15 protein-coding genes and 1 pseudogene are annotated in these 22,502 nt (G+C 70.6%); all 16 read right to left on the reverse strand.

What is annotated here, in order from left to right:
- Positions 1-19: 19 nt before the first annotated feature.
- A complete protein-coding gene (locus R2B38_RS12455) occupies positions 20-628 on the reverse strand; it encodes a hypothetical protein (protein ID WP_318016291.1) in 609 nt (202 codons plus the stop codon).
- Between the two features lie 101 nt (positions 629-729).
- Positions 730-2,016, reverse strand: a complete 1,287-nt coding sequence (locus R2B38_RS12460; protein WP_318016292.1) for a glutamate-5-semialdehyde dehydrogenase — start codon at positions 2,014-2,016, stop codon at positions 730-732.
- A 121-nt stretch (positions 2,017-2,137) separates the two neighbouring features.
- Positions 2,138-2,596, reverse strand: coding sequence for a hypothetical protein (locus tag R2B38_RS12465; RefSeq protein WP_033285916.1), 459 nt, complete (start codon positions 2,594-2,596; stop codon positions 2,138-2,140).
- 146 nt (positions 2,597-2,742) lie between these two features.
- Entirely contained in the window at positions 2,743-3,849 is a 1,107-nt protein-coding gene (gene proB, locus R2B38_RS12470) for a glutamate 5-kinase (protein ID WP_318021657.1), read from the reverse strand.
- 543 nt (positions 3,850-4,392) lie between these two features.
- Positions 4,393-5,579 (reverse strand): annotated as a pseudogene (locus R2B38_RS12475) (glycosyltransferase family 2 protein).
- Between the two features lie 156 nt (positions 5,580-5,735).
- Positions 5,736-7,814, reverse strand: coding sequence for a hypothetical protein (locus R2B38_RS12480; RefSeq protein ID WP_318016293.1), 2,079 nt, complete (start codon positions 7,812-7,814; stop codon positions 5,736-5,738).
- Positions 7,815-7,873: 59 nt separating this feature from the next.
- Positions 7,874-9,367, reverse strand: a complete 1,494-nt coding sequence (locus tag R2B38_RS12485; protein WP_318016294.1) for a bifunctional cytidylyltransferase/SDR family oxidoreductase — start codon at positions 9,365-9,367, stop codon at positions 7,874-7,876.
- A 150-nt stretch (positions 9,368-9,517) separates the two neighbouring features.
- Positions 9,518-10,693 (reverse strand): hypothetical protein, encoded by a 1,176-nt coding sequence (locus R2B38_RS12490; RefSeq protein ID WP_318016295.1) that lies wholly within the window; start codon positions 10,691-10,693, stop codon positions 9,518-9,520.
- Between the two features lie 97 nt (positions 10,694-10,790).
- Positions 10,791-12,341: an alkaline phosphatase D family protein gene (locus tag R2B38_RS12495; RefSeq protein ID WP_318016296.1), complete on the reverse strand. Its 1,551-nt coding sequence runs from the start codon at positions 12,339-12,341 to the stop codon at positions 10,791-10,793.
- Between the two features lie 924 nt (positions 12,342-13,265).
- The gene (gene obgE / locus R2B38_RS12500) at positions 13,266-14,702 is read right to left on the reverse strand and encodes a GTPase ObgE (protein WP_033285909.1); all 1,437 of its coding nucleotides are present in this window, start codon (positions 14,700-14,702) and stop codon (positions 13,266-13,268) included.
- A gap of 185 nt (positions 14,703-14,887) precedes the next feature.
- Positions 14,888-15,142 (reverse strand): 50S ribosomal protein L27, encoded by a 255-nt coding sequence (gene rpmA / locus R2B38_RS12505; RefSeq protein WP_019063244.1) that lies wholly within the window; start codon positions 15,140-15,142, stop codon positions 14,888-14,890.
- A 14-nt stretch (positions 15,143-15,156) separates the two neighbouring features.
- Positions 15,157-15,477 carry a 50S ribosomal protein L21 gene (gene rplU / locus R2B38_RS12510; RefSeq protein WP_006374708.1) on the reverse strand — a complete coding sequence of 107 codons (321 nt, stop codon included), beginning with the start codon at positions 15,475-15,477 and terminating at the stop codon, positions 15,157-15,159.
- Between the two features lie 230 nt (positions 15,478-15,707).
- Positions 15,708-19,751: an Rne/Rng family ribonuclease gene (locus R2B38_RS12515; protein WP_318016297.1), complete on the reverse strand. Its 4,044-nt coding sequence runs from the start codon at positions 19,749-19,751 to the stop codon at positions 15,708-15,710.
- Between the two features lie 263 nt (positions 19,752-20,014).
- Positions 20,015-20,782, reverse strand: a complete 768-nt coding sequence (locus R2B38_RS12520) for a TIGR03936 family radical SAM-associated protein (RefSeq protein WP_033285907.1) — start codon at positions 20,780-20,782, stop codon at positions 20,015-20,017.
- A gap of 46 nt (positions 20,783-20,828) precedes the next feature.
- Positions 20,829-21,944 carry a hypothetical protein gene (locus R2B38_RS12525; RefSeq protein WP_318016298.1) on the reverse strand — a complete coding sequence of 372 codons (1,116 nt, stop codon included), beginning with the start codon at positions 21,942-21,944 and terminating at the stop codon, positions 20,829-20,831.
- Between the two features lie 15 nt (positions 21,945-21,959).
- The gene (locus R2B38_RS12530; RefSeq protein WP_318016299.1) at positions 21,960-22,499 is read right to left on the reverse strand and encodes a GNAT family N-acetyltransferase; all 540 of its coding nucleotides are present in this window, start codon (positions 22,497-22,499) and stop codon (positions 21,960-21,962) included.
- Positions 22,500-22,502: the final 3 nt, after the last annotated feature.

Below are 22,502 nucleotides of genomic sequence, written 5' to 3' on the forward strand. Positions count from 1 at the left end.
CGGGCCGCCCACAAGTCGCTCAGGGCGTGCGCGGTACGGCGGACAGCGGTGGCTGGGAGTTGTCGGCGGAGGCGGAGGGCGCCGCCGCCGTGCCCTGTTCCACGCCGGTGGAGGCCGGGGGCGGGACGCGGTCCCGGCCGCCCGAGGACGCGCCGCGGTAGACCGCCGAGAAAGCCAGGGCGACCATGCCGATGCCCATCACGAGGGCGAGCAGCCAGGCGACGGGGCGGTGCCAGCGGACCTGTTTGCCGTAGGTCCCCGGGGCGCCGTAGCGGCCCTCGACGAGATCGGCGTCGTCCAGGTCGTCGAGTTCCGGATCATGGCCGAATTCGCGTCCGTAGGCGTCCTCGAACGGATCGTCGTCGCCTCGGCCGCGTCTGCCGTGCTGCGCGCGGCGGGCTTCGGCCTCGGAGGCCTCGGCTCTTGCCTGCGCGGCGGCCAGGAGGCGTTCGACCGCGGTCGGCTCGTGTACTACGGCCGCCCGTATGAAGGCCTCGTCGAAGACCACGGATGCGAACTCTTCGTCCGACATTCCGCGGTCGTGGTCGTCGTCGGGCTCCCAGCCGTCGGGAAACGGCCTGCCCCCCACGTCCTCCGGCACCTCTCCAGAGTAGACCTGGGGGGTCAATTTGGGCAGGCGGTAGGGAAATTCATCCGTTGGGTGAGACACCTCTCCCCCGACGAGGCGTTATGCCCGCCGCATATGCCAGACGGCGGAACGGCCGCACCTCAGCGGCGGATGTGACCGTCGCCGGTGACGATGTACTTGGTGCTCGTCAGCTCCGGCAGGCCCATCGGGCCCCGCGCGTGCAGCTTCTGGGTGGAGATGCCGATCTCGGCGCCGAAGCCGAACTGGCTGCCGTCCGTGAAGCGCGTGGAGGCGTTCACGGCGACGGTGGTGGAGTCGACCAGCTGGGTGAAGCGGCGGGCGGCCTGCTGGGAGCTGGTGACGATGGCCTCGGTGTGGCCGGAGCTCCACAGCCGGATGTGCTGGACGGCCTTGTCGAGCGAGTCGACGACGGCGGCGGCGATGTCGTAGGAGAGGTACTCGGTGTCCCAGTCCTCCAGGGTGGCCTCGACGACGGTGGCCTCGGAGTCCTTGGCGTAGGCGAGGACGCGCTCGTCGGCGTGCACGGTGACGCCGGCCTCGGCGAGGGCGTCCAGGGCACGCGGCAGGAACTCGGGGGCGATGTCCTGGTGGACGAGGAGGGTCTCGGCGGCGTTGCAGACGCTGGGCCGCTGGGCCTTGGAGTTGATCAGGATGTCGATCGCCATGTCGAGATCGGCGTCCGCGTCGACGTAGACGTGGCAGTTGCCGACGCCGGTCTCGATCACGGGGACGGTCGACTCGCTGACGACGGTCTGGATCAGGGAGGCGCCGCCGCGCGGGATGAGGACGTCGACGAGACCCCGGGCGCGCATCAGTTCGCGGACGCTCTCGCGGTTCTCGCCGGGCACCAACTGCACGGCGTCGGCGGGCAGTCCGGCGCCGCCGACCGCGTCGCGGATGACGCGCACGAGGGCGGTGTTGGACTCGTAGGCGGAGGCCGAGCCGCGCAGGAGGACCGCGTTGCCGGACTTGAGACAGAGGGCGGCGGCGTCCACGGTGACGTTCGGGCGGGCCTCGTAGATGATGCCGACGACGCCGAGGGGGACGCGGACCTGGCGCAGGTCGATGCCGTTCGGGAGGGTCGAGCCGCGGACGACCTCGCCGACCGGGTCGGGCAGCGCGACGACGTCCCGTACGTCCGAGGCGATGGCCCGTACGCGCTCGGGCGTGAGCGTCAGCCGGTCGATGACCGTCTCGCTGGTGCCGGCCGCGCGGGCCTTGGCGATGTCCTTGGCGTTGGCCTCGACGATCTCGCTCGTACGGACTTCCAGCGCGTCCGCGATGGCGAGCAGCGCGTCGTCCTTCTCGGCGCGCGGCAGCGGCGCGAGGTCGGCGGCGGCGGACTTGGCGCGGTACGCGGCCTGCGTGACCGGGGACAGGGAGTCGTACGGCGAGAGCGTGGTCATGAGGGAAGGGTAGTGCGCCCTGCGGGGACGTCCACCGGCTGTACCAAACCGCGAGACAAGCGCGGAAGAGCCCGAAGACGGCTCAAAACGGATCCCGGGGAGATCTCAGAACGGGGAGATCTCAGAACGGGTGGACGCCCACCGGGGTCGCGGGCAGCGGGCCGTAGCCCTCGGAGATGCGCTGGTGGTAGGTCTCGCGGTCGATGACCTCCAGGCCGACGATCTCCCACGGGGGCAGCTTCGCGGTCTGGCGGTGCTCGCCCCACAGGCGCAACGCGACGGCGGCCGCGTCGTGCAGGTCGCGGGCCTCTTCCCAGTAGCGGATCTCCGCGTGGTCGTTGGCGTAGCGGCTGGTCAGCAGAAAGGGGTGGTCGTGGGCGAGCTGTTCCAGACCGCGCCGCACCTCCTTCAGCGGGGCCTCGCCGCCGGAGACGCTGAGGGTGACATGCCAGAGCCGGGGCAGGTCCTTGGGTTCCTCGCCCTCGTACCGGGCGCCGGCCGCGACGCTCGTCAGCGTGCGCTCCTCGCCGGGCGCGCGGGAGGTGGTACCACCGCGGGACGCCGCCGCCCCAGGGCGCACTCGTCTCACGACGGCCTCCTTACGCAACGGTCGAGCTGCAGTGCTCGCGCGGAATTTGTCCCCGAGACAAAGTTGAGCAGGCCGAAGCCGTCCGCGTGGCGCTTTTACGGAAGGTCCACCGCGAGGAGGCGGACGTTTCGGTTGTTTTACGGGTGCAGGATCACCAGGTCGTCCCTGTGTACGACTTCCCTCTCGTACGACGGTCCCAGCTCCCGTGCCAGTTCCCTGGTGGAGCGGCCGATCAGCTGGGGGATCTCCTTGGCGTCGAAGTTGACGAGACCCCGGGCGACCGGGTGCCCCGCGCTGTCCCGGAGTTCGACGGGGTCGCCCGCGCTGAACTCGCCCTCGACGGCGGCGATTCCGGCCGGCAGCAGGGACATCCGGCGCTGGACGACCGCGCGTACGGCACCGTCGTCGAGGGTCAACGAGCCCTGCGGGGTGGACGCGTGCTGGAGCCAGAGCAGCCGGTCAGCGGAGCGTTTGCCGGTGGCGTGGAAGTAGGTTCCGGTGTCGCCGCCGGTGAGCGCGTCGGCCGCGTGGACCGCGCTGGTGAGCACGACGGGGATGCCTGCGGCGGCGGCGATCCGGGCCGCCTCGACCTTCGTGACCATGCCGCCGGTGCCGACGCCGGCCTTGCCCGCGCTGCCGATCTCGACGTGCGCGAGGTCCTGCGGTCCCCGCACTTCCGCTATCCGCGAGGTGCCCGGCCTGCTCGGGTCGCCGTCGTAGACGCCGTCGATGTCGGAGAGGAGGACCAGGAGGTCGGCGTGGACGAGGTGGGCGACGAGGGCGGCGAGCCGGTCGTTGTCGCCGAAGCGGATCTCGTCCGTGGCGACGGTGTCGTTCTCGTTGACGATCGGGAGGGCGCCCATGGCGAGGAGTTTGTCGAGGGTGCGGGAGGCGTTGCGGTGGTGGGAGCGGCGGCTCATGTCGTCGGAGGTGAGCAGGACTTGACCGACGCGGATGCTGTAGCGGGCGAAGGAGGCGGTGTAGCGGGCGACGAGGAGGCCCTGGCCGACGCTGGCGGCGGCCTGCTGGCGGGCGAGGTCCTTGGGGCGGCGGCGCAGGCCCAGCGGGGCGAGGCCGGCGGCGATGGCACCGGAGGAGACGAGGACGACCTCTTTCTCTCCCCCGCTGCGGCTCTTGGCGAGGACGTCGACGAGTGCGTCGACCCGGTCGGCGTCCAGGCCGCCGGCCGCGGTGGTCAGCGAGGAGGAGCCCACCTTGACGACGATCCTGCGGGCCTCGGTCACGGCCTGCCTTGCCCCTGCCACGTGCGCGGTCCCCTCGGGTAGGTCGGGGTGGCAATCTACGCGAACCGGGTTGCCCTGTGCACGTTGGTCCAGGTCGCGGACAGATGGGTTGAGTTCCGGGTGCGGGTGCGTCGTGGCTGGTCGCGCAGTTCCCCGCGCCCCTTAAATACGCGGGCCGACCGGTGTCTTTTGCGGCTCCGCCGCGTGGGCGCGACCTGAAGACGCAGGCCGACCCGGGTCTTCTAGGGGCGCGGGGCCGTATCGACTTGCGGCTCCGCCGCGTGGGCGCGACCAGCCCCCACGCACCCGCACTGGGAGCTCAAGGCGACTGCCCGCGACCCGAAAACGCAGGCCGACCCGGGTCTTTTAGGGGCGCGAGGCCGTATCGACTTGCGGCTCCGCCGCGTGGGCGCGACCAGCCCCCACGCACCCGCACTGGGAGCTCAAGGCGACTGCCCGCGACCCGAAAACGCAGGCCGACCCGGGTCTTTTAGGGGCGCGGGGAACTGCGCGACCAGCCCCCACCGGGCCGCACCCGACCGACTACCGACCCGTCCTCAACATCCGACGCGCTTTCCTCATCACTCGACGGAGGAGAACCGCCCCCTCCCGGTACCCCTCCACCCCACGCGCCTCCCGGGGTTCCGCCAGGTAGAGGGAATCAGGGAGCCCGGCCGACGCGGAGCGGAAGTGGGGATACGCCAGGTACACACGGCGGCCACCCCTCTCCAAGACGGAGTCCGGTCGCTTCTTCGACTTGATGAACTCGACCACGGCCAGCAGGAGTTCGGGGCGTTCCTGCGCGACCAGGTGCAGCCGCAGCCGCTCGTCGACCTTGAGCCGTACCGCCACCTCGTCCGTCCAGTGGGCGTCCATCAACGGCTTGGCCAGCTCGAACTTGTGGCGCCGGACATCCTCGCTGTCCCCCGCGTACTTCGCCCCGAACTGCGGAAGCAGGGTCACCAGGAACGGCCGCACCATCAGCTTGTCGCGCTCCACCCCCGGCGGAACCATCTCCGCGATGAGGTTCATCAACGCGCGCGCGGAGTCGAAGCGGAGGGTGTAACTCCCGCTCTTCGTCACGTGTTTGCCGTCGTCGCGGCCGACCAGGTAGTAGCAGGTGTGGTCGGCGATCACGGAGACGCCGTCGGCCCGGAGATACGCCTCCATCGTGAACAGCGCGTCCTCGCCGGTGAACAGCGACTCGTCGAACCGCATGCTGTGCCGCTCCAACAGCGCCCGCCGGAACAGCTTCTGGGCGCTCAGCGTGAACTTGATGTTGGAGTGGAAGACGTCGGTGCGCTCCAGGGTCTCCACCCAAGCCGCCTTCGGGGGACCCGGTTGATGCCCTCGACCTTGCCGAGCACCACGTCCGTGCCGTTCCGGTCGGCCATCGCGACCATGCGCTCCAGCGCCTCGGGGGCGAGCCGGTCGTCGGCGTCGAGGAAGAAGACGTAGCGCCCGCTCGCCTTGCCGAGGCCGACGTTGCGCGGGGAGCTGGGGCCGCCGGAGTTCTCCTGGTGGATCACGGTGACGTGGGCCGCGGCGCGGGCCGCGAACTCCTCCAGGTACTCCCCCGTGCCGTCCGTCGAGCCGTCGTCCACGGCGATGACCTCGATGCGGGCCGCGTCCAGGGTCTGCTCCTCGACCGAGCGCAGGCACTCGACCAGGTACGGCATCGCCTCGTACGCCCCGACGACCACGGTCACATCAGGCTGCGTCACGGTCACGCGCCCCCCTTTGTCCATTGAATCGCCATCTACAAGACGGCCGATCGAGTGGATCGGTTGTCCTTCGTCAGTGGGGGATACGCAAAAGAGCCCGGTTTTCGAGGATCACTCCTCGAGAACCGGGCCCTTCTTGACCAAATCGTGGCCGAAAGCGGGTCAGCCGACCGTCGGATCCGCCGACAGCTGCGCCTCGGTCGGACTCGCCGCGTCCCCGCTCGCCGCCGCCCGCTCCTGGCCGACGTTCCGCGTCTCGGACTTGGCCGCCAGGTTCCCCACCGCCGAGTTGAACTGCTCGATCGACGTGGGCTCGTCCGGGCCCAGCAGGTATTCCTTGAGTTCCTTGCGGTCCTCGGCCATCGGGTCGGCGTCCGGGGTGCGGACCGAAGCCAGCAACTCACCCAGTTCCGACGCCTTGTTGGAGAGGATCACGGCCGCGCGCACCGCCGTGTTCTGCCGCTTGAACTCCTCCACGCCCAGCACCGCAGAGTCCGTCACCGCGTACGGCTTGCCGCTCGCGATGAAGTCGGAGACCACGCTGGAGATGTCGGAGACCATCGCGTCGGACACGTTGAAGCAGTCGTACAGGCGCGGCTCGGAACCCGAGATGACCCGGTGCTCGAAGGTGCCGGCGGCGGTCCAGTACGCGTCGTTCCACTCGGCGCGCAGCCGGGCGATCTCCTCGTACTTGACCAGGTCGACCACGCCGTCACGGGTCAGCTCGGCCTCGTCGCCCTTGTCGGCGGGGCCGCCGGAGAGTTCGGCGATGCGGGCCTCGATGCGGGCCAGGTCGGCCTTGGCCTTGGTCTGGGCGGCCGCGTCGGCGGTGAAGCGGGGGTCGCTCGCGCGCTGGAGGGCGGCCTTCTCGACCAGGGCGACGACCTTGCGGTGCGCGGAGCCGGCCGCGGGGCTGACCGTGCCGGTGAAGGGGTGCGGCTTGTACAGCACGCGCACCGGCGGGTCGGCCTTGAGCAGCTTCTTCACGATGTTCTCGCCGGCCAGGAGGAGGGAGGTGTTGCCGGGGTCGTTGTCCCAGCCCTCCCAGGTGGGGGCGTAGAGCACGGTCGGGATACGGCCCTCGGGCACGCCCTGCCAGGTCTGGATCGGGGCGAGCTGGGGGCGGCCGACCTCGACGATGTCGTCGTCGCGGACGCCGACGTCGGCGATGGCGTAGCGGTCGCGGCCCGCGCGGCCGGCGGTCCACACCTCGTCGTAGACCTTGCTGAACGGGTTGACGCTGGCCAGCTTGTCGCTGTCGCCGTGGCCGATGAAGACGTGCTTCATGGTGGGGACGCGCAGCAGGTGGATGTTCTTGCCGACGTTGGCCGCGTAGAGCGCGACGCGCACGGTCGAGAGGTCCATGTTCATCAGGTGCACACCGCCGGGCACGCAGATGACGGGGGCCTTGGTCTGGGCGAGGTTCTGCAGTATGACGCGCTCGCGGAGCAGGACCAGCGGCCGGGTGTCCAGCTGCTCCATGGTCTCCAGCCACATGTTGACCTGGTACGCCGAGTCCTTGGAGCCGGAGAAGTAGAGCACCGTCTGCGGCTTGTACTCGTGCAGCCAGTCGTCCACGGCCGCGAGGATGACCTCGGGCGTCGGCGGGATCTTCGTACCCCTTATGTACGGCAGCAGCGCGGCGACGTAGAGGGTGCCCAGGAACAGGGTGACGCCGATGCCGATGAAGGCGGCGACGGCGGAGTCGAGCTGGGCCGAGATCAGCAGGCCCACGACGGCGAACAGGTCGAGGTGGAGCATCTTCTCGGCGGAGCGCTCCAGCAGGCCGAACTTCGGGGCGTCCGGGATGTGGATGCGGGAGCCGAGGTCGACGTTGCGGGTGGCGACCGGCATCCGGCGGCGGTTGCGGATCAGCGTGACGACCGCGCCGTGCGGGGCCTGGAGGCCGTAGAAGGCGATGAAGCAGGCGATCGCGCCGTAGAAGATGAGGTTGTCGGAGAGGTTCATGCGGGCCAGCAGCAGGATCAGCAGCAGCTGGCGGATCAGGAAGCGGATGGAGAGGCCCGCTCTGACCTTGCTGAGGCGGTTGATCAGGTAGCTGGCCTGGCGGTGGAGGTAGTGGTCCGCGACGTAGGTGACGACGGCCGCGGCGGCGAAGGCGGGGACGCTCGGGATGAGGGCGGCCAGCATGAGGGCCGGGTATCCCAGCATCATCAGGACGGCGGCGGCCAGCTCAGCCGCGCTGCCCACCCGGGCCACGCGAATAGCGGTGGAAATCACTGATAAACCTGCTCTTGGGGGTTTTGAGTAATTTACCGAGATCTCAGAGGCAGGCTTAATTAAACGCCGTCCTGGACGTCCAGGACCGAGGCGAGGGCGGCCTCGAAGCCGGAGGCCCTGGCCGCGCCGGCCGTCGGGTCCTGCTGGCGGACGTCGATGACATGGCCGGTCAGCTCGGACAGCAGCACGTCGAGCGAGGTGCGGGCCACGGCCTCGGAGGAGAGCAGCGTGCCGGTGGGCTCCTGGCCGAAGGCCTTGGTGCGCATCGGGGTGGCGGTGCGCTCCGGGTTGATGCAGTTCACGCGGATGCCGTCGCCGGCCCACTCGTCCGACAGGGCCTGCGTGAGGTTGACCATCGCGGCCTTGGTCGAGGAGTACAGGCTGTACTCGGCGCGGCCGCGCGTGTAGCTGCTGGAGGTGTAGAGCAGCAGCTGGCCCTTGGTCTCGGCCAGGTACTTGTACGCGGAACGGGCGATCTGCACGGGCGCGAGGTAGTTGACCTTCAGCGCCTCCTCGATCGTCGCGTTGTCCGTCTCGGCCAGCTTGCCGATGCGGAGCACGCCCGCGGTGTTGATGACGTAGTCGATGCGCCCGGTCTCGCCGTACGCCTTGGACAGCGCGTCGTCGACCTCCTCGGGGTTCTCGACGTGCGTGCCGGTGGTCGAGCGGCCCAGCGCGTACACCGTGGCGCCGTAGCCCTCGGCGACCTCGGCGATGTCCTTGCCGATGCCGTACGAGCCGCCGAAGACGACCAGCGTCTTGCCGGTGAGCAGCTCGCGGTAGGCGGCCTCGTCGACCTGCTCGGGCGCGGCGGTGGAGGCGAGCTGGAAGAGCTTGTCGGCGATGAAGACGTCGACGGGCTGGGTGACCTTCATGTTGTACTCGTCGCCCGCGACGACGTGGATCGGCACGTCCGGCAGGTACTTGAGCACGACCGAACAGTCGTCCGTGGCCTGGAAGTTGGGGTCACCGGCCGCGACCTCGTAGGCACGGCGGATCGTGGACAGCTTGAACGCCTGGGGCGTCTGGCCGCGGCGCAGCCGGGAGCGGTCCGGGATCTCGGTGATGAACTCGCCGTCGTCGCCGTGGGTGCGGGTCACGATGATGGTGTCGGCGGACGGGATGGCCACGTCCACGGCCTGGAAGCGCTCCAGGGCGATCACACAGTCGTCGATCACGCGCTGCGAGAGCAGGGGGCGCACGGCGTCGTGGAAGAGGACGTTACGGTCCTCGCCCTCGGCCAGGCCCTCACCCAGCGCGGCGATGGCGCGCTCGGTGGTCTCGTTCCGCGTCGAGCCGCCCTCGATGATCCGGGTGACCTTCTTGAAGCCGGCCTTGGCGACGATCTTCTCGATGTCCGGGACGTAGCCCGGCGCCATCAGGACGATGATGTCGTCGATCGAGTCGGCGTTCTCGAAGGTGGTCAGGGTGTGCTCGATGACTGCCTTGCCGGCGATCTTCAGCAGCTGCTTGGGGATCGAGAGACCCACCCGCTGGCCGGTACCGCCGGCCAGGATCACTGCGGTGGTGCGGGGCTTGGCTATGTGCGACACAGGTGACCTTGACCTACCTCGGGACAATGGGGGAACTGGCAAATGGTCCCACTCGCGGTTACCGCAGTGCAAGGCGAGTGACCTCCACCGCATATGTGCGCGACACCTGTCATTCATCTTGCACTGCCGGTAACCGGACGATGACGGGACTCAGCGCCGACGGAGCTTCTTCAGACAACGGTGACCGAGAACCCGTACGAGTTCCTTCGACGACGTCTGGTGGACCGTCCGCGCCTTCGCCGGCGCACTGTGCCGCACGGGCGCCGACGCGGCCGCCGCGAGCGCCCCGTAGAGCGCCTGCGCGGCCACTTCGGGCGCGATCCGCGGCACCCCGGCCGCCTTGCCCACAGCCTCCGAAGCGGCCTCCGGCACGGCCGAGAGCAGTGCCGTGTCCCCTACGACCCGTACGCCCGTGGCGGCGATGGTCCCGGCCATCTCGGCGCCGATCGCACCGGCCGCCTCGACCGCCCACTGGGGCGTGGTGATCTTCACGTCCTGCGGAGTCGGGCTGCACGCATTCTTCATATGCATGACCGCGCCGTTGCGCACGAGCTTGGAATACAGCTCGTCGGGGAGTCCATTGCCGCGGAATTCCACGTTGAGCTTCCGCAGCATTTCGGTCTCGGCGAGGGTAAGAGAACGGTTCGCCGCGTCCGGAACCGGCCGCAGGAGATTCGCGGGCAGTCCGAGCAGCGTCTCGAAGGTGCGCAGCAACCCGTCCCGGTCGCTGTCGTCGACCACGACGACGGTGACGCGCTCGGGACCGACGACCCGGGCCCAGCGCTCGACCAGCCGGTCGTGCCGGTGCCGCCGCCAGAAGCTGGGGTTGGGCTGCTCGTACGGCGCCTTGCGGAGCATGTGCTCCAGCCAGTTGTCGTAGCCCATGCGCAGGCCGTTCTGCACGTACTGCTGCCACTGCGAGGGCATGATCCTCGCCAGCGGGCGCAGGGTGATGAGGATGTGCACGCGCTCGCCGCCGAGCTGTTCCACGATCCTGGCCAGCGTCTCGTCGTCCTGGGCGTCGGCGAAGAACTCACTGCTGATCACCGAGGTGCGGTCGCCGGTGGCGCGCACGGCGTCGAGGAGGCGCGTCCAGTGTTTGTCGGTGGGCACGGTGTCGCCCATCATCGCGGGCCGTGCGCAGGCGGCGAGGGCCGCTTCCATCGGGTGCCTGCTGTGCGCGGGGAAGTCGACGCCGTGCTCGGGCATCGTGTCCTTCGCGGCGAAGAGCGCGCCCTGGATGGCCGTGGTCCCGGTCTTGTGCGGGCCGATGTGCAGCAGCCGGGTCCCGACGGGCAGCGCTTCCTTAATACAATCCGTCTCCATGGTTAACGGACGGTAAGAGTTGTTCCTGAGTTTGCCCTGAGAGGAGCCTGGGACACAGATGAGTCCCAGGCTCCCGTCACACAGGCTTCACGAACTCCTATACGACGTTGACACCCGGGTCGTCCGACTCGACCCGGAGTGAGGCATAGGTGCTGGGCGTGGCCGTGGGCTTGAGCACGGTGTCCACGACCCTCACCCGGGCGTCGATGCCGTCCTTGCGGATGTCGAACAGGTGGTAGCCGCGGTGGGCGTCGATCACCTTCCAGTGCGGGTTGTCCGCCATCAGCGGGTCCCACTGGGCGTGGAAGGCGGCCTGGTCCTGGTCGCCGTTGCTGGAGATGGACGTGCCGACGAACTCGGCGCCGACGACGTCGGAGTCCGGATCGGCGAAGTCCTCCTTCAGGTCGCTGATCATCGTGAGGTGCCGGTCGCCGCTGAGCACCACGGGATTGCGGACGCTCCTGAAGTCCTCCAGCAGGGCGTTGCGTTCGACCTGGTAGCCGTCCCAGGCGTCGTAGAACCACTGCTTGCCCGCGCCGAGCAGGGTGTCCGTCTCGGCCATCATGATCTGCGAGGCGATGACGTTCCAGCGCGCGGGCGAGTGCTTCAACCCCCTGAGCAGCCACGCCTTCTGCTCGGCACCCATCATCGTCATCGACGGGTCCTCGGCACCGGCCTGGGTGGTGGCCTGGTCGCTGCGGAACTGCCGGGTGTCGAGGACGTTGAGCCGCATCAGCCGGCCGAACTCCAGCCGCCGGTACATCTGGATGTGCGGCCCGCTCGGTACGGCGGTCGCGCGCACCGGCATGTGCTCGTAGTACGCCTGGAAGGCCGCCGTCAGCCGCGCGACGAACGCGTCGTGCGACTGCTTGTCGGGGTCCTGCGGGACCTCCCCCGCCCAGTCGTTGTCGACCTCGTGGTCGTCGAAGGTCACGACCCAGGGGGTGTTGGCGTGCATGGCCAGCAGATCCGGGTCGGTGCGGTACTGCGCGTACCGGTTGCGGTACTGGACCAGGCTGTACGGCTCCCCCGTCCCCTCGTGCCGGCGCGGGCCCGCGTTCGACGGCGCCGACTCGTAGATGTAGTCGCCGACGAAGAGCACGAAGTCGGGGTCCTGGGCCAGCATGTCGGCGTACGGCGTGAAGTAGCCGTTCTGCCAGTTCTGACAGGAGGCGAGCGCGACGCGGAGCCGGCCGCCGGAGCTGTTCGCGTGGGGCGCGGTACGGGTACGTCCGGTGGCGGAGATCTGCCCGCTGACACGGAAGCGGTACCAGTAGTCACGGCCGGGGCGCAGTCCCCGTACATCCACGTGAACGCTGTGCCCGTACTCGGGCCGGGCGGGCGCGAAGCCCCGGCGCACCTGCTTTCTGAACCGCGCGTCCTCGGCGAGTTCCCACTCCACGGGAACGACCCGATCGGGCATCCCGCCCCCGTTGAGCGGGTCCGGGGCGAGCCGCGTCCACAGCACGACGCCGTCGGGCAACGGGTCCCCGGAGGAGACGCCGAGGCTGAACACCCCGTCGGGCAACGGTGTTTCGGCAGCCTGCGCGGAGCTGGGCAGCCAGAGCTGAGCGGAAGCGGCGGCCCCGAGCACCGCCGCGCCGGCCGCGAGAAAACGTCGTCGATCGGGTGATACGGCTCCGGTCATCGGTGAACTCCCTTGCGACGTTGGCCTCTTGGGTCACTTGGAAGCCTCACAGTGCGCGGAGTCCCGTCTGCTGAACAGTAGGTATCGCGTCCATGACAAATAAGCGCACAGCGAGGGCCCCGCTACTCCGAGAGCAACGGGGTTCGGCCAGGTTGGTCACGGGGGCGAGTGATCTTGACGCCGGACGAGGGAGGGGGTGGGGGTGATCCGGGGATGGACGGGTGAGGCGCGGGGGGGGCGACGCGGGGGTGAGCGAGGTACGGGGCGAGCTGTCGTCATGCCGAGCCGGACGGTTGGCGCGGCTGACGGGCGGTCACCTCGCCTGGGCGGACGACCAGGGCGCCGGACAGGTGGCCGTCGCGCCGGGCGAGTGGACGTCCCGCCGGGCGACTGGACATCCCGCCGGTCGGCAGGTCGCCACGCCCGACGGGCAGTCACCTCGCCGGGGCCGACGGCGAGGGCGCCGGAGGGGCAGCCGTCACGCGGGGCGAGCGGCGACCGCGTCGCGCGGACAACCACCGGCGACGGGCGGGTGGTCCGTCCCGACGCACGACAAGTCACCGCATCCGACGGACGGCCGTCCCACGAGCCGGATGAGCAGTTCACACCCGCCCCTGGACGGACAACCACCGCACAGAGCAAGCGAACGGCACGCCAGGCAGGCAACCGTCACACCGAACCAGACAGCCACCACGCCAGAAACAGGAAGCCGCCACACCGAACGAGCGGCACCGCGCCGGGCAAGTGACCATCCCGCCGGACGACCGACCACCGCACCCGACAGACAGTCACCTCGCCGGCCACGCAATCATCCAGAGCGGCGAACAGTCACCCCGCCAAGCCACACGATCACGCCGCCCGCCAGCCACTCACCGCACAGCCCCAGTCACCCGGAACCGCGCCGCGCCGCCCCTCCCCGTCCCCTCAGAACGGCTTGAAGTCGTTGAACTCCTGGGTCGCCTCGTCCCGTTCGGCCTGGTTGTCGCGGCGGCGCTGTGCCGCCGGGCGCGGGGCCTCGAAGCGGTGGTCCTCGCCGCGGCGGCCCAGCATCTCCGCGCCGGCCATCACCGTCGGCTCCCAGTCGAAGACGACCGCGTTGTCCTCGGGGCCGATCGCGACGCCGTCGCCGGAGCGGGCACCCGCCTTCATCAGGGACTGCTCGACGCCGAGGCGGTTGAGGCGGTCGGCGAGGTAGCCGACGGCCTCGTCGTTGCTGAAGTCGGTCTGGCGGACCCAGCGTTCGGGCTTCTCGCCGCGCACGCGGAAGAGGCCGTCCTCCTCCTGTACGACGGTGAAGCCGCTGTCGTCGACCGCCTTCGGGCGGATGACGATCCGGGTCGCCTCCTCCTGCGGCTTCGCGGCACGCGACGCGGCGATCAACTCCGCGAGCGCGAAGGAGAGTTCACGCAGTCCCGTGTGCGCGACCGCCGACACCTCGAAGACGCGGTAGCCGCGCGCCTCCAGGTCGGGGCGCACCATCTCGGCCAGGTCCTTGCCGTCCGGTACGTCGATCTTGTTCAGGACGACCATGCGCGGACGGCGGTCGAGGCCGCCGTACTGCTTCAGCTCCTCCTCGATCATGTCGAGGTCGGAGATCGGGTCGCGCTCGGACTCCAGCGTCGCGGTGTCCAGGATGTGCACGAGGACGCTGCACCGCTCGACGTGGCGCAGGAACTCCAGGCCGAGACCCTTGCCCTGGCTCGCGCCGGGGATGAGGCCGGGCACGTCGGCGATCGTGTAGACCGTCTCGCCGGCCGTCACCACGCCGAGGTTCGGGACGAGGGTCGTGAAGGGGTAGTCGGCGATCTTCGGCTTGGCCGCGCTCAGCACGGAGATCAGCGAGGACTTGCCGGCGCTCGGGTAGCCGACCAGCGCCACGTCGGCGACCGTCTTCAGCTCCAGGACGATGTCCCGGAGGTCACCGGGGACACCGAGGAGCGCGAAGCCGGGGGCCTTGCGGCGGGCCGACGCCAGCGCCGCGTTGCCGAGGCCGCCCCGGCCGCCCTGCGCGGCGATGTACGAGGTGCCGTGGCCGACGAGGTCGGCGAGGACGTTGCCCGCGCCGTCCATCACGACCGTGCCGTCCGGCACCGGCAGGACCAGGTCCGTGCCGTCCTTGCCGGAGCGGTTACCGCCCTCGCCGGGCTTGCCGTTGGTGGCCTTGCGGTGCGGGGAGTGGTGGTAGTCGAGCAGCGTGGTCACGGACTGGTCGACGATGAGGATGACGTCACCGCCCCTTCCGCCGTTGCCGCCGTCCGGGCCGCCGAGCGGCTTGAACTTCTCACGGTGGACGGAGGCACAGCCGTGGCCTCCGTTACCCGCGGCGACATGCAGCTCGACGCGGTCCACGAAGGTGGTCATGGGATGTGCCTCCAGTTACGTACAAGAAAGTCTTAGGGGTGCAGCCAGCTGCTGCTACCAGTAGAAACACGCGAAAGGCGGACCCGCTTCCCGGAAGGGAAGTGAGGTCCGCCTCGCGAAAGCTTCCGATCAGTTGCCTGATTCAGCCACCTGATGCCAGTTGCCTGAATCAGCTACCTGATGTGTCAGGCGACCGGAACGATGTTCACGACCTTGCGGCCACGGTGCGTACCGAACTCCACCGCACCGGCGTTCAGCGCGAACAGCGTGTCGTCGCCGCCACGGCCGACGCCCGAACCGGGGTGGAAGTGGGTGCCGCGCTGGCGGACCAGGATCTCACCAGCGTTGACGACCTGACCGCCGAAGCGCTTCACGCCGAGCCGCTGGGCATTGGAGTCGCGACCGTTCCGGGTGGACGATGCGCCCTTCTTGTGTGCCATCTCTCCTCAGTCCCTTACTTCGCAGCCGCGGGGATCTCAGTGACCTTGATCGCCGTGTACTGCTGGCGGTGGCCCTGACGACGGCGGTAACCGGTCTTGTTCTTGTACCGAAGGATGTCGATCTTGACGCCCTTGTGGTGGTCCACGATCTCGGCCTGGACCTTGATGCCGGCCAGCACCCACGGGTCGCTGGTCACAGCGTCGCCGTCGACAACGAGCAGGGTCGAGAGCTCGACCGTGTCGCCAACCTTGGCAGTGGAAATCTTGTCAACCTCAACGATGTCGCCGACAGCAACCTTGTGCTGGCGACCACCGCTGCGCACGATGGCGTACACGCGGATCTCACTCTCTAGCTCAGGGACGGCACCCCCGCAGTCCAGCCGCCCTGCGGAGCAGACGGCCTCTCCCGGCGGAACACGCCCGGGAGGAAGAGGTTTACGGGGATGTGGCGTGTCACCAGTGGACACGCCGACAGTCAAGGTTACGGGGCCGCAGCCGAACGGGTCAAACCGGGCCCCTGCGGGTGTGCGACCGATCACATGGACCGGCCGCACACCCCCTGGGTTCAGCCCTCGTCGGTGGAGGCGGTGACGGAGGACGGGCTCGTCTGCTCCGCCGCCGCGGTCTTCTTCGACGTGGTCTTGGCGGCCTTCTTGGCCGTCGTCTTCTTCGCGGCCGTCTTCTTGGCCGCGGTCTTGGTCGCCGCCGTCTTCTTGGCGGCCGCCTTCTTCGCCGGAGCCTTCTTGGCGGCCTTGCGCGCGGCCGTCTTCTTGGCCGGAGCCTCCGCCTCGGCGTCTGCGACCGGGGCCTCCTCCACCACGGCCGACGGTACGACCGTCACGGCCGCCTCCTCGGACGCGGTGGGCGCGGTCGCCTTGCGCACGGCACGACGCCGCGGGCGGGCCGGAGCCGCGCTCTCGGCGGGCGCCTCGGGCTGCTCGACCGGAGCCGCAGCAGGAGCCGGCGTCTCGACGACCACCGGCGCGGCGGCCTCGGTCACCGTCACGACGGCGGCCTCCTCGGACCCGGCCGGCGAACCGGCGGGCGCGGTCGCCTTACGGGTCGCACGCCGACGCGTACGCCCCTTGGGAGCCGCGTCGTCGACCACAGGAGTCTCGACGACAGACGCAGGCGCCGGGGTCTCCTCGACCGCGGGAGCCTCGACAACCGGGTCCTCCACGGCGACGGGCTCGGCCTGCGCGACAGCGGCCGGCTCGGCCTCCTCACGCACCTCGCGCGAGTGCCGCTCGTTCCTCGGCGCACCGGCCGGAGCCGACGCCCGCCGGCTCGTCCGGCGCCGCGAACGCCCGCCACGGGTGGCCGCGGCCTCCGCCTCGGCGGCGCTGCTGTAGAGGTCCTCGTCGGGCTGGAACTCGGGCTCGGCGAACGGGACCGGCGTGGCGACCTCGGCGGCGACTTCCGCCTCCGTCTCGACCTCGTCGTCGGCCACATCGTGCTCGTGGTCGTGCTCGTGCGTGTCGTGGACGTCCTGCCCGTTCCCGTCACCGCCGCGTCCGCGCCGCTTGCGCTTGCCGCCGCCACCGACCGAGGTCGGCTGCTCCATGTGCACGATGACACCGCGGCCGTTGCAGTGGACGCAGGTCTCGGAGAAGGACTCAAGGAGGCCCTGTCCGACGCGCTTGCGGGTCATCTGGACCAGGCCGAGCGAGGTGACCTCGGCGACCTGGTGCTTCGTACGGTCGCGTCCCAGGCACTCCAGGAGCCGCCGCAGGACGAGGTCCCGGTTGGACTCCAGGACCATGTCGATGAAGTCGATGACGACGATGCCGCCCAGGTCGCGCAGCCGCAGCTGGCGCACGATCTCCTCGGCCGCCTCCAGGTTGTTCCTGGTCACGGTCTCTTCGAGGTTGCCGCCCTGACCGGTGAACTTGCCGGTGTTGACGTCGATCACGATCATCGCTTCGGTCTTGTCGATGACCAGCGAACCGCCGCTGGGCAGCCAGACCTTGCGGTCCAGCGCCTTCATCAGCTGCTCGTCGATGCGGTACGTCGCGAAGACGTCGACCTCGGAGGTCCAGCGGGAGAGCCGGTCGGCGAGGTCGGGGGCGACGTGCGCGACGTAGCCGTGGATGGTGTCCCACGCCTCGTCGCCGCTGACGATGACCTTGGTGAAGTCCTCGTTGAAGATGTCGCGCACGACGCGGACGGTCATGTCCGGCTCGCCGTAGAGCAGGGTCGGCGCGTTCGAGCCGCCGCCGCTCTTCGCCTTCTTCTGGATGTCCTCCCACTGCGCCTGCAGCCGCTCGACGTCACGGCGCAGCTCGTCCTCGCTCGCGCCCTCGGCGGCGGTGCGCACGATGACGCCCGCGTCCTCGGGGACGATCTTCTTGAGGATGGTCTTCAGCCGGGCCCGCTCGGTGTCGGGCAGCTTGCGGCTGATGCCGGTCATGGAGCCCTCGGGCACGTACACGAGGTAGCGGCCGGGGAGGGAGACCTGGCTGGTGAGGCGCGCGCCCTTGTGCCCGATCGGGTCCTTCGTGACCTGCACGAGGACCGACTGACCGGACTTCAGGGCGGACTCGATGCGGCGCGGCCCATTGGCCATGCCGAGCGCCTCGAAGTTCACTTCACCGGCGTACAGGACGGCGTTGCGCCCCTTGCCGATGTCGATGAACGCGGCCTCCATGGAGGGCAGCACGTTCTGGACCTTGCCCAGGTAGACGTTGCCGACGTACGAGGTCGACTGCTCCTTGTTGACGTAGTGCTCGACGAGCACGCCGTCCTCCAGGACGCCGATCTGCGTGCGCTCACCGCTCTGCCGGACGACCATCACGCGCTCGACGGCCTCGCGGCGGGCCAGGAACTCCGCCTCGGTGATGATCGGGACGCGCCGGCGCCCCTGCTCGCGGCCTTCACGACGGCGCTGCTTCTTGGCTTCCAGCCGCGTCGAGCCCTTGATGGACTGCACCTCGTCGCTGGGGTGGTCGTCCTTCTTGGCGCGCGGCTCACGGACCTTGACGACGGTGCGCTCGGGGTCGTCGGCCGACGCGGGCGACTCGCTCTCGCCGCCCGAGTCACCGGCGCGACGACGCCGACGGCGCCTACGACGGCTGCTGCTGGACCCTGAACCGCCCTGGTCGTCGTCCGCCTCCTCGGCGTCCTCCTCGACCTGCTCGGCGGTGTCCTCGGCATCCTGGGCGACCTGCTCGGCGGCGTACTCCTCGCCGTCCTCGCCCTCGTCCTCACCGGTGGCGGACTCGCCACGGCGACGGCGCCGGCCACCACGCCGACGGCGGCGGCGCGAACCGGTCTCCTCGGCCTCGTCACCGTCGGCGGAGTCCTCGGCCTCGTCGGCCTCTTCGGGCTCCTCCTCCACGACGACGGCCTCGACGACAGCGGGCGCCTCGGGCTCGGCCTCGAAGGCGGCACCGCGACGACGACGCCGACGACGCCCGCCGGTCTCCTCCTCGACGACCTCCACGGCCACGGGCTCCGCTACGACGACCTCTTCCTCGTCGTCCTCCACGGCCTCGGCGGCAGCGGCAGCGGCAGCCCGCTCCGGGGTCTGGAACATCGGCTCGGTGAAGACGGGCGCCTGGAACACGGCCACCGCGGGCCGCCTCGGACGACGCGGTCCGTCCTCCTCCTCGGCAGCGTTCCCGTTCTTGGGCGCGGGCGCGGAGAACCCGCCGGCGGCGGTCCGCACGGCCCGGCGCCGACGACGCGGCCCGGAGTCCTCGGCGGGAGCCTCGGCAGGGGTGTTCGTCTCCGCGGTGTCCGCGGTGTTCTCGTCGTTCACAGGGGCCTCCTCGCCCACGGGCGTCCCGGCAGGCGCGGACACACGGCGCGTGGCGCGACGACGGCTCCGACGCGGCCCGGCATCCTCATCGGACGCGGCAGCGGCGGAACCTTCGGTCACTTCTTCGGTCACTGCGGTGGCTTCAGCGCTCTCGACGACCTCAGCGGCCTCGGGCGCCCCGGCAGGCGCGGACACACGGCGCGTGGCACGCCGACGCGTACGCCCGGCAGGCACGGCGGCCTCTTCCTCCACGACAGCCTCTACGGCGGCGGGCGCGGCGGCGACGGCAGGCGCGGCCGCGGGCTCCTCCACCGGCTCCGGCTCGGCTGCGGCAGCGGGCGCAGCGGTCTCCGGCTCGAGGGTCTCGGGCGCGGTCACCCGGCGCGTGGCCCGACGGCGGGTGCGCTTGGGAGCGGCATCCTCGTCGGACGCGACAGGCGCCGCGTCTTCCTCCACGGCGGCGGGCGCGGCGGCGGCAACGGCCGGCACCACGATCTCGGCCGCCTCGGGCACCTCACTCGCCTCGGGCGCACCGGCGGGCGCGGACACCCGCCGGGTGGCACGCCGACGCGGCCGCCCGGAAGGCGCGGCCTCCTCGGCCACAGGCGCCTCGACGACAGCAGGCGCCTCTACGGCAGCGGGTGCCCCGACGCTCTCGTCGGCCCCGCTCTTCTCTTCTGCTTCGCTCACCTCGGCCGGTATGGCCGGAGCGCTGTTTTCGACCGCGCCCTCGGCGCCGGTCGGCGGTCCCGCTGGGCGAGACGCGGCGCGGCGCCTGCGGCGCGGCGGCAGCGTGTCGCTCGGGGTGTTCAGTTCGGAACCCTCTGCGGGTTCGGTCGGTTCGAGCATGCGGGCGTTTCTCCCGTCAGGCTCCCGGGCGCCGCGCCTGGTCCGGCAGGGATGCCGGTGACGTCCGCGGCTCGCGCGTTGCGCGGTGCCGCCGTCCGGGGCGCGGGCGCCGCACGGGAGCTCTCTGTGTCCTGTCTCGCCGGTTCCGTACGCCCAGATGCGGACGGCCTGGCGAAAGTCTTGTGGTCGGTGCGCTGCCCGACCCAGGTGGCTCCCGAGTCCGAGGGCGGCGCTACGACATCGGTCCCTACGCGGAACCTTCCCTACGCCGGCGCCTTCGCGGCGGCAGCTTCGGCGACCGTGGAATTTCCGGTCACTGCTGCCTCGCGGTCGGGCGCGAGCGGGTCGGTCACCGTGCCGGTCTCTTCATCGAACAGCCCCTGCGCCAGCCTGGTCACCGCTGCGGCGACCGGCGGCGCCAGGTCGGCCACGGCGCGAAGACCGGACAGGACGTCGTCGGGTCGAACGGCAGGCGTCACGTGCCGAACAACCAGCCGCAGTATCGCACAGGCCTGGTCGGTAGGCCTATCAGCCTGTGGACCGACCGTCTCGAGATGCGCTACGGCGGGGCGGGCGTCGAACGTCCGCATGCCGTTCTTGGCCATGCGCTGGACCTCGACGCTCTCGGCCGCGTTGAACGCGGCCACCGCGCGCTCGGCGTCCTCGGGCGCCACCCCGTCGAGCCGCAGCTCCCACACGGAAGCCGTGAGCCGGTCGGCGAGCCCGGAGGTCCGGGCCTCGACCGCGTCGATGATGTCGAGCCCGACGGGCATCGACTCGTCGAGCAGCTCGCGCAGCGTGCCGGGGTCGCGCTCGGCGGTGAGCGCGATCTCCAGGTATTCCGCCTCACTGCCCGTGCCGGTGGGTGCGGCATTGGCGTACGACACCTTCGGATGCGGCGTGAACCCCGCCGAGTACGCCATCGGCACCTCGGCGCGGCGCAGCGCACGCTCGAAGGCGCGCTGGAAGTCTCGGTGGCTGGTGAACCGGAGGCGGCCGCGCTTGGTGTAGCGCAGTCGGATGCGCTGCACCGCGGGTGCGGGCGGCGGGCCTTCGGGCTGTCGCTTGCCCAGTGTCCTAGTCCTTCGTGAGAACGGTCGTACTTCTACCAAGAGTACGTGTCTCGTCGCCCATCGGTTCCCGTCGCTCCACCGGCTCCGGCTGCCGCGGCTCGCCGAAAACCATCCGCCGGAAGTCGGCACGGGCCTGCCGGGCGGACTCGCGCGCGGCGGTCAGCACCTGCCGGGTGACCCGTCCCACAGCGCGCGCGGCCTCGGCGGCGGGTCGCAGCACCAGGTCCCGTACGACGTGTCCGACCGGGGTGAGCACGGTCCGGTACACCCAGCTCACGGGCTCGACGAAGATCCACCGGAAGAGGGTCCCGAGGACCCGCCCCACGGCGAGCGAGATGTGCCCGGCGATCCGCCAGGCGTGCCCGAGGGCGTCCCACACCTCCCGCCCGACGACGGCGAGCACGCGCCCGACGGGTGTCAGCACCCAGCGCCAGAGGCCGATCGCGGGCAGCACCAGCAGAATCCGGGCGGTCCAGTACAGGACGAGACCGATCCCCGTGCCGATCGCCCTCAGCAGCCACATGACCCCCCGCCCGCACCAGGCGATCGCGTGCCCGATCGGCGTGAGGACCCAGGCATACAGCCACCCGGCGGGCACGACGAGCAGATAGCGCCCGAGCCAGGCCACGCCGGCGGCCACCCCGCCGACGACCCACGCCACACCGGCGGCCACCCCGTTCACCACCCACGCGCACGCGTGCCCGACGGGAGTGAGCACGCGCGCGTAGACCCACGCCAGCCCGCTCCCGAGCTGCCGGACGGCCCAGGCGAGGCCGTGCCCGACCGGGGTGAACACATACCGGTACAGCCAGCCGAGCGGCACGACGACAAGGAGGTTGGTGAGCCAGCCGAGCGCCTTGGCGAGGGGCACGACGACGTACCGCCACAGCGCCACCCACGGCCACACGAACACCGCGCGTGCCACCGGCCGCAGCACGGTCCGGTACAGGAACCGCCCACTGACCACCAGCCCGTCCCACACCAACCGCACCGGCACGACCAGCACGAGCACGACGATCCGCACCGGGACGCGGATCGCGACGGCGAGACACCCCTCGGGCGTCTGCGACTGCGGCGACGGCCGCGCGGGCGGCTTCTCGAATGTCGTGGGGGCGTCCATACCGGGCAAGACGCCTCAGCTCCCCGTCCGGGTCCGGATCCAGTACCGCAATTTCCCGTCCCGCTCGTCCTCGAACTTCCCGCCACCGGCCTCGATCACCTTGCGGGACGCGATGTTGGCGGCATCACAGGTCACGAGGACCGGATCCAGGCCGAGCGCCTGAGCGTACGGCAGCACGTCACGGAGCATCGCGGTCGCGTGCCCGCGGCGCCGGGCGCCCGGCCGGACGCCGTAGCCGATGTGGCCGCCGTAGTCGAGGAGCCACTGGGTGAGGCGGTGCCGTATCTGGATGCGGCCGAGGTAGGTGTCGCCGTCGACGTACCAGTACCAGGTGCTGGGCACGAAACCCTCGGGCCGGCGCCCGTCCTCCGCCTCCTCCTCGCGCACCGACTCGACGTACCGCGCGAACCCCGCCGGCCGGCGCCAGGTGCTGCCGTGTTCCCGCAGTTCGCGCGCGAGGGTGCCGCCGAAGAAGTCGTCCTCGACGATGTGCTCGTACACGGCGTCCAGGAAGGAGAGCCGCAACCGGGCGTCGGGCAGGATCAGTTCGGGCATCGG

Source organism: Streptomyces sp. N50, from assembly GCF_033335955.1.
In the GTDB taxonomy this organism is placed as follows: domain Bacteria; phylum Actinomycetota; class Actinomycetes; order Streptomycetales; family Streptomycetaceae; genus Streptomyces.

What these genes read in the sequence shown, in the direction of transcription:
- R2B38_RS12495 (WP_318016296.1), bottom strand. Translation starts at nt 12,341, where the DNA reads ATGACCGGAGCCGTATCACCCGATCGACGACGTTTTCTCGCGGCCGGC.
- R2B38_RS12530 (WP_318016299.1), bottom strand. Translation starts at nt 22,499, where the DNA reads ATGCCCGAACTGATCCTGCCCGACGCCCGGTTGCGGCTCTCCTTCCTG.
- R2B38_RS12490 (WP_318016295.1), bottom strand. Translation starts at nt 10,693, where the DNA reads ATGGAGACGGATTGTATTAAGGAAGCGCTGCCCGTCGGGACCCGGCTG.
- R2B38_RS12525 (WP_318016298.1), bottom strand. Translation starts at nt 21,944, where the DNA reads ATGGACGCCCCCACGACATTCGAGAAGCCGCCCGCGCGGCCGTCGCCG.
- R2B38_RS12460 (WP_318016292.1), bottom strand. Translation starts at nt 2,016, where the DNA reads ATGACCACGCTCTCGCCGTACGACTCCCTGTCCCCGGTCACGCAGGCC.
- R2B38_RS12515 (WP_318016297.1), bottom strand. Translation starts at nt 19,751, where the DNA reads ATGCTCGAACCGACCGAACCCGCAGAGGGTTCCGAACTGAACACCCCG.
- obgE (WP_033285909.1), bottom strand. Translation starts at nt 14,702, where the DNA reads ATGACCACCTTCGTGGACCGCGTCGAGCTGCATGTCGCCGCGGGTAAC.
- rpmA (WP_019063244.1), bottom strand. Translation starts at nt 15,142, where the DNA reads ATGGCACACAAGAAGGGCGCATCGTCCACCCGGAACGGTCGCGACTCC.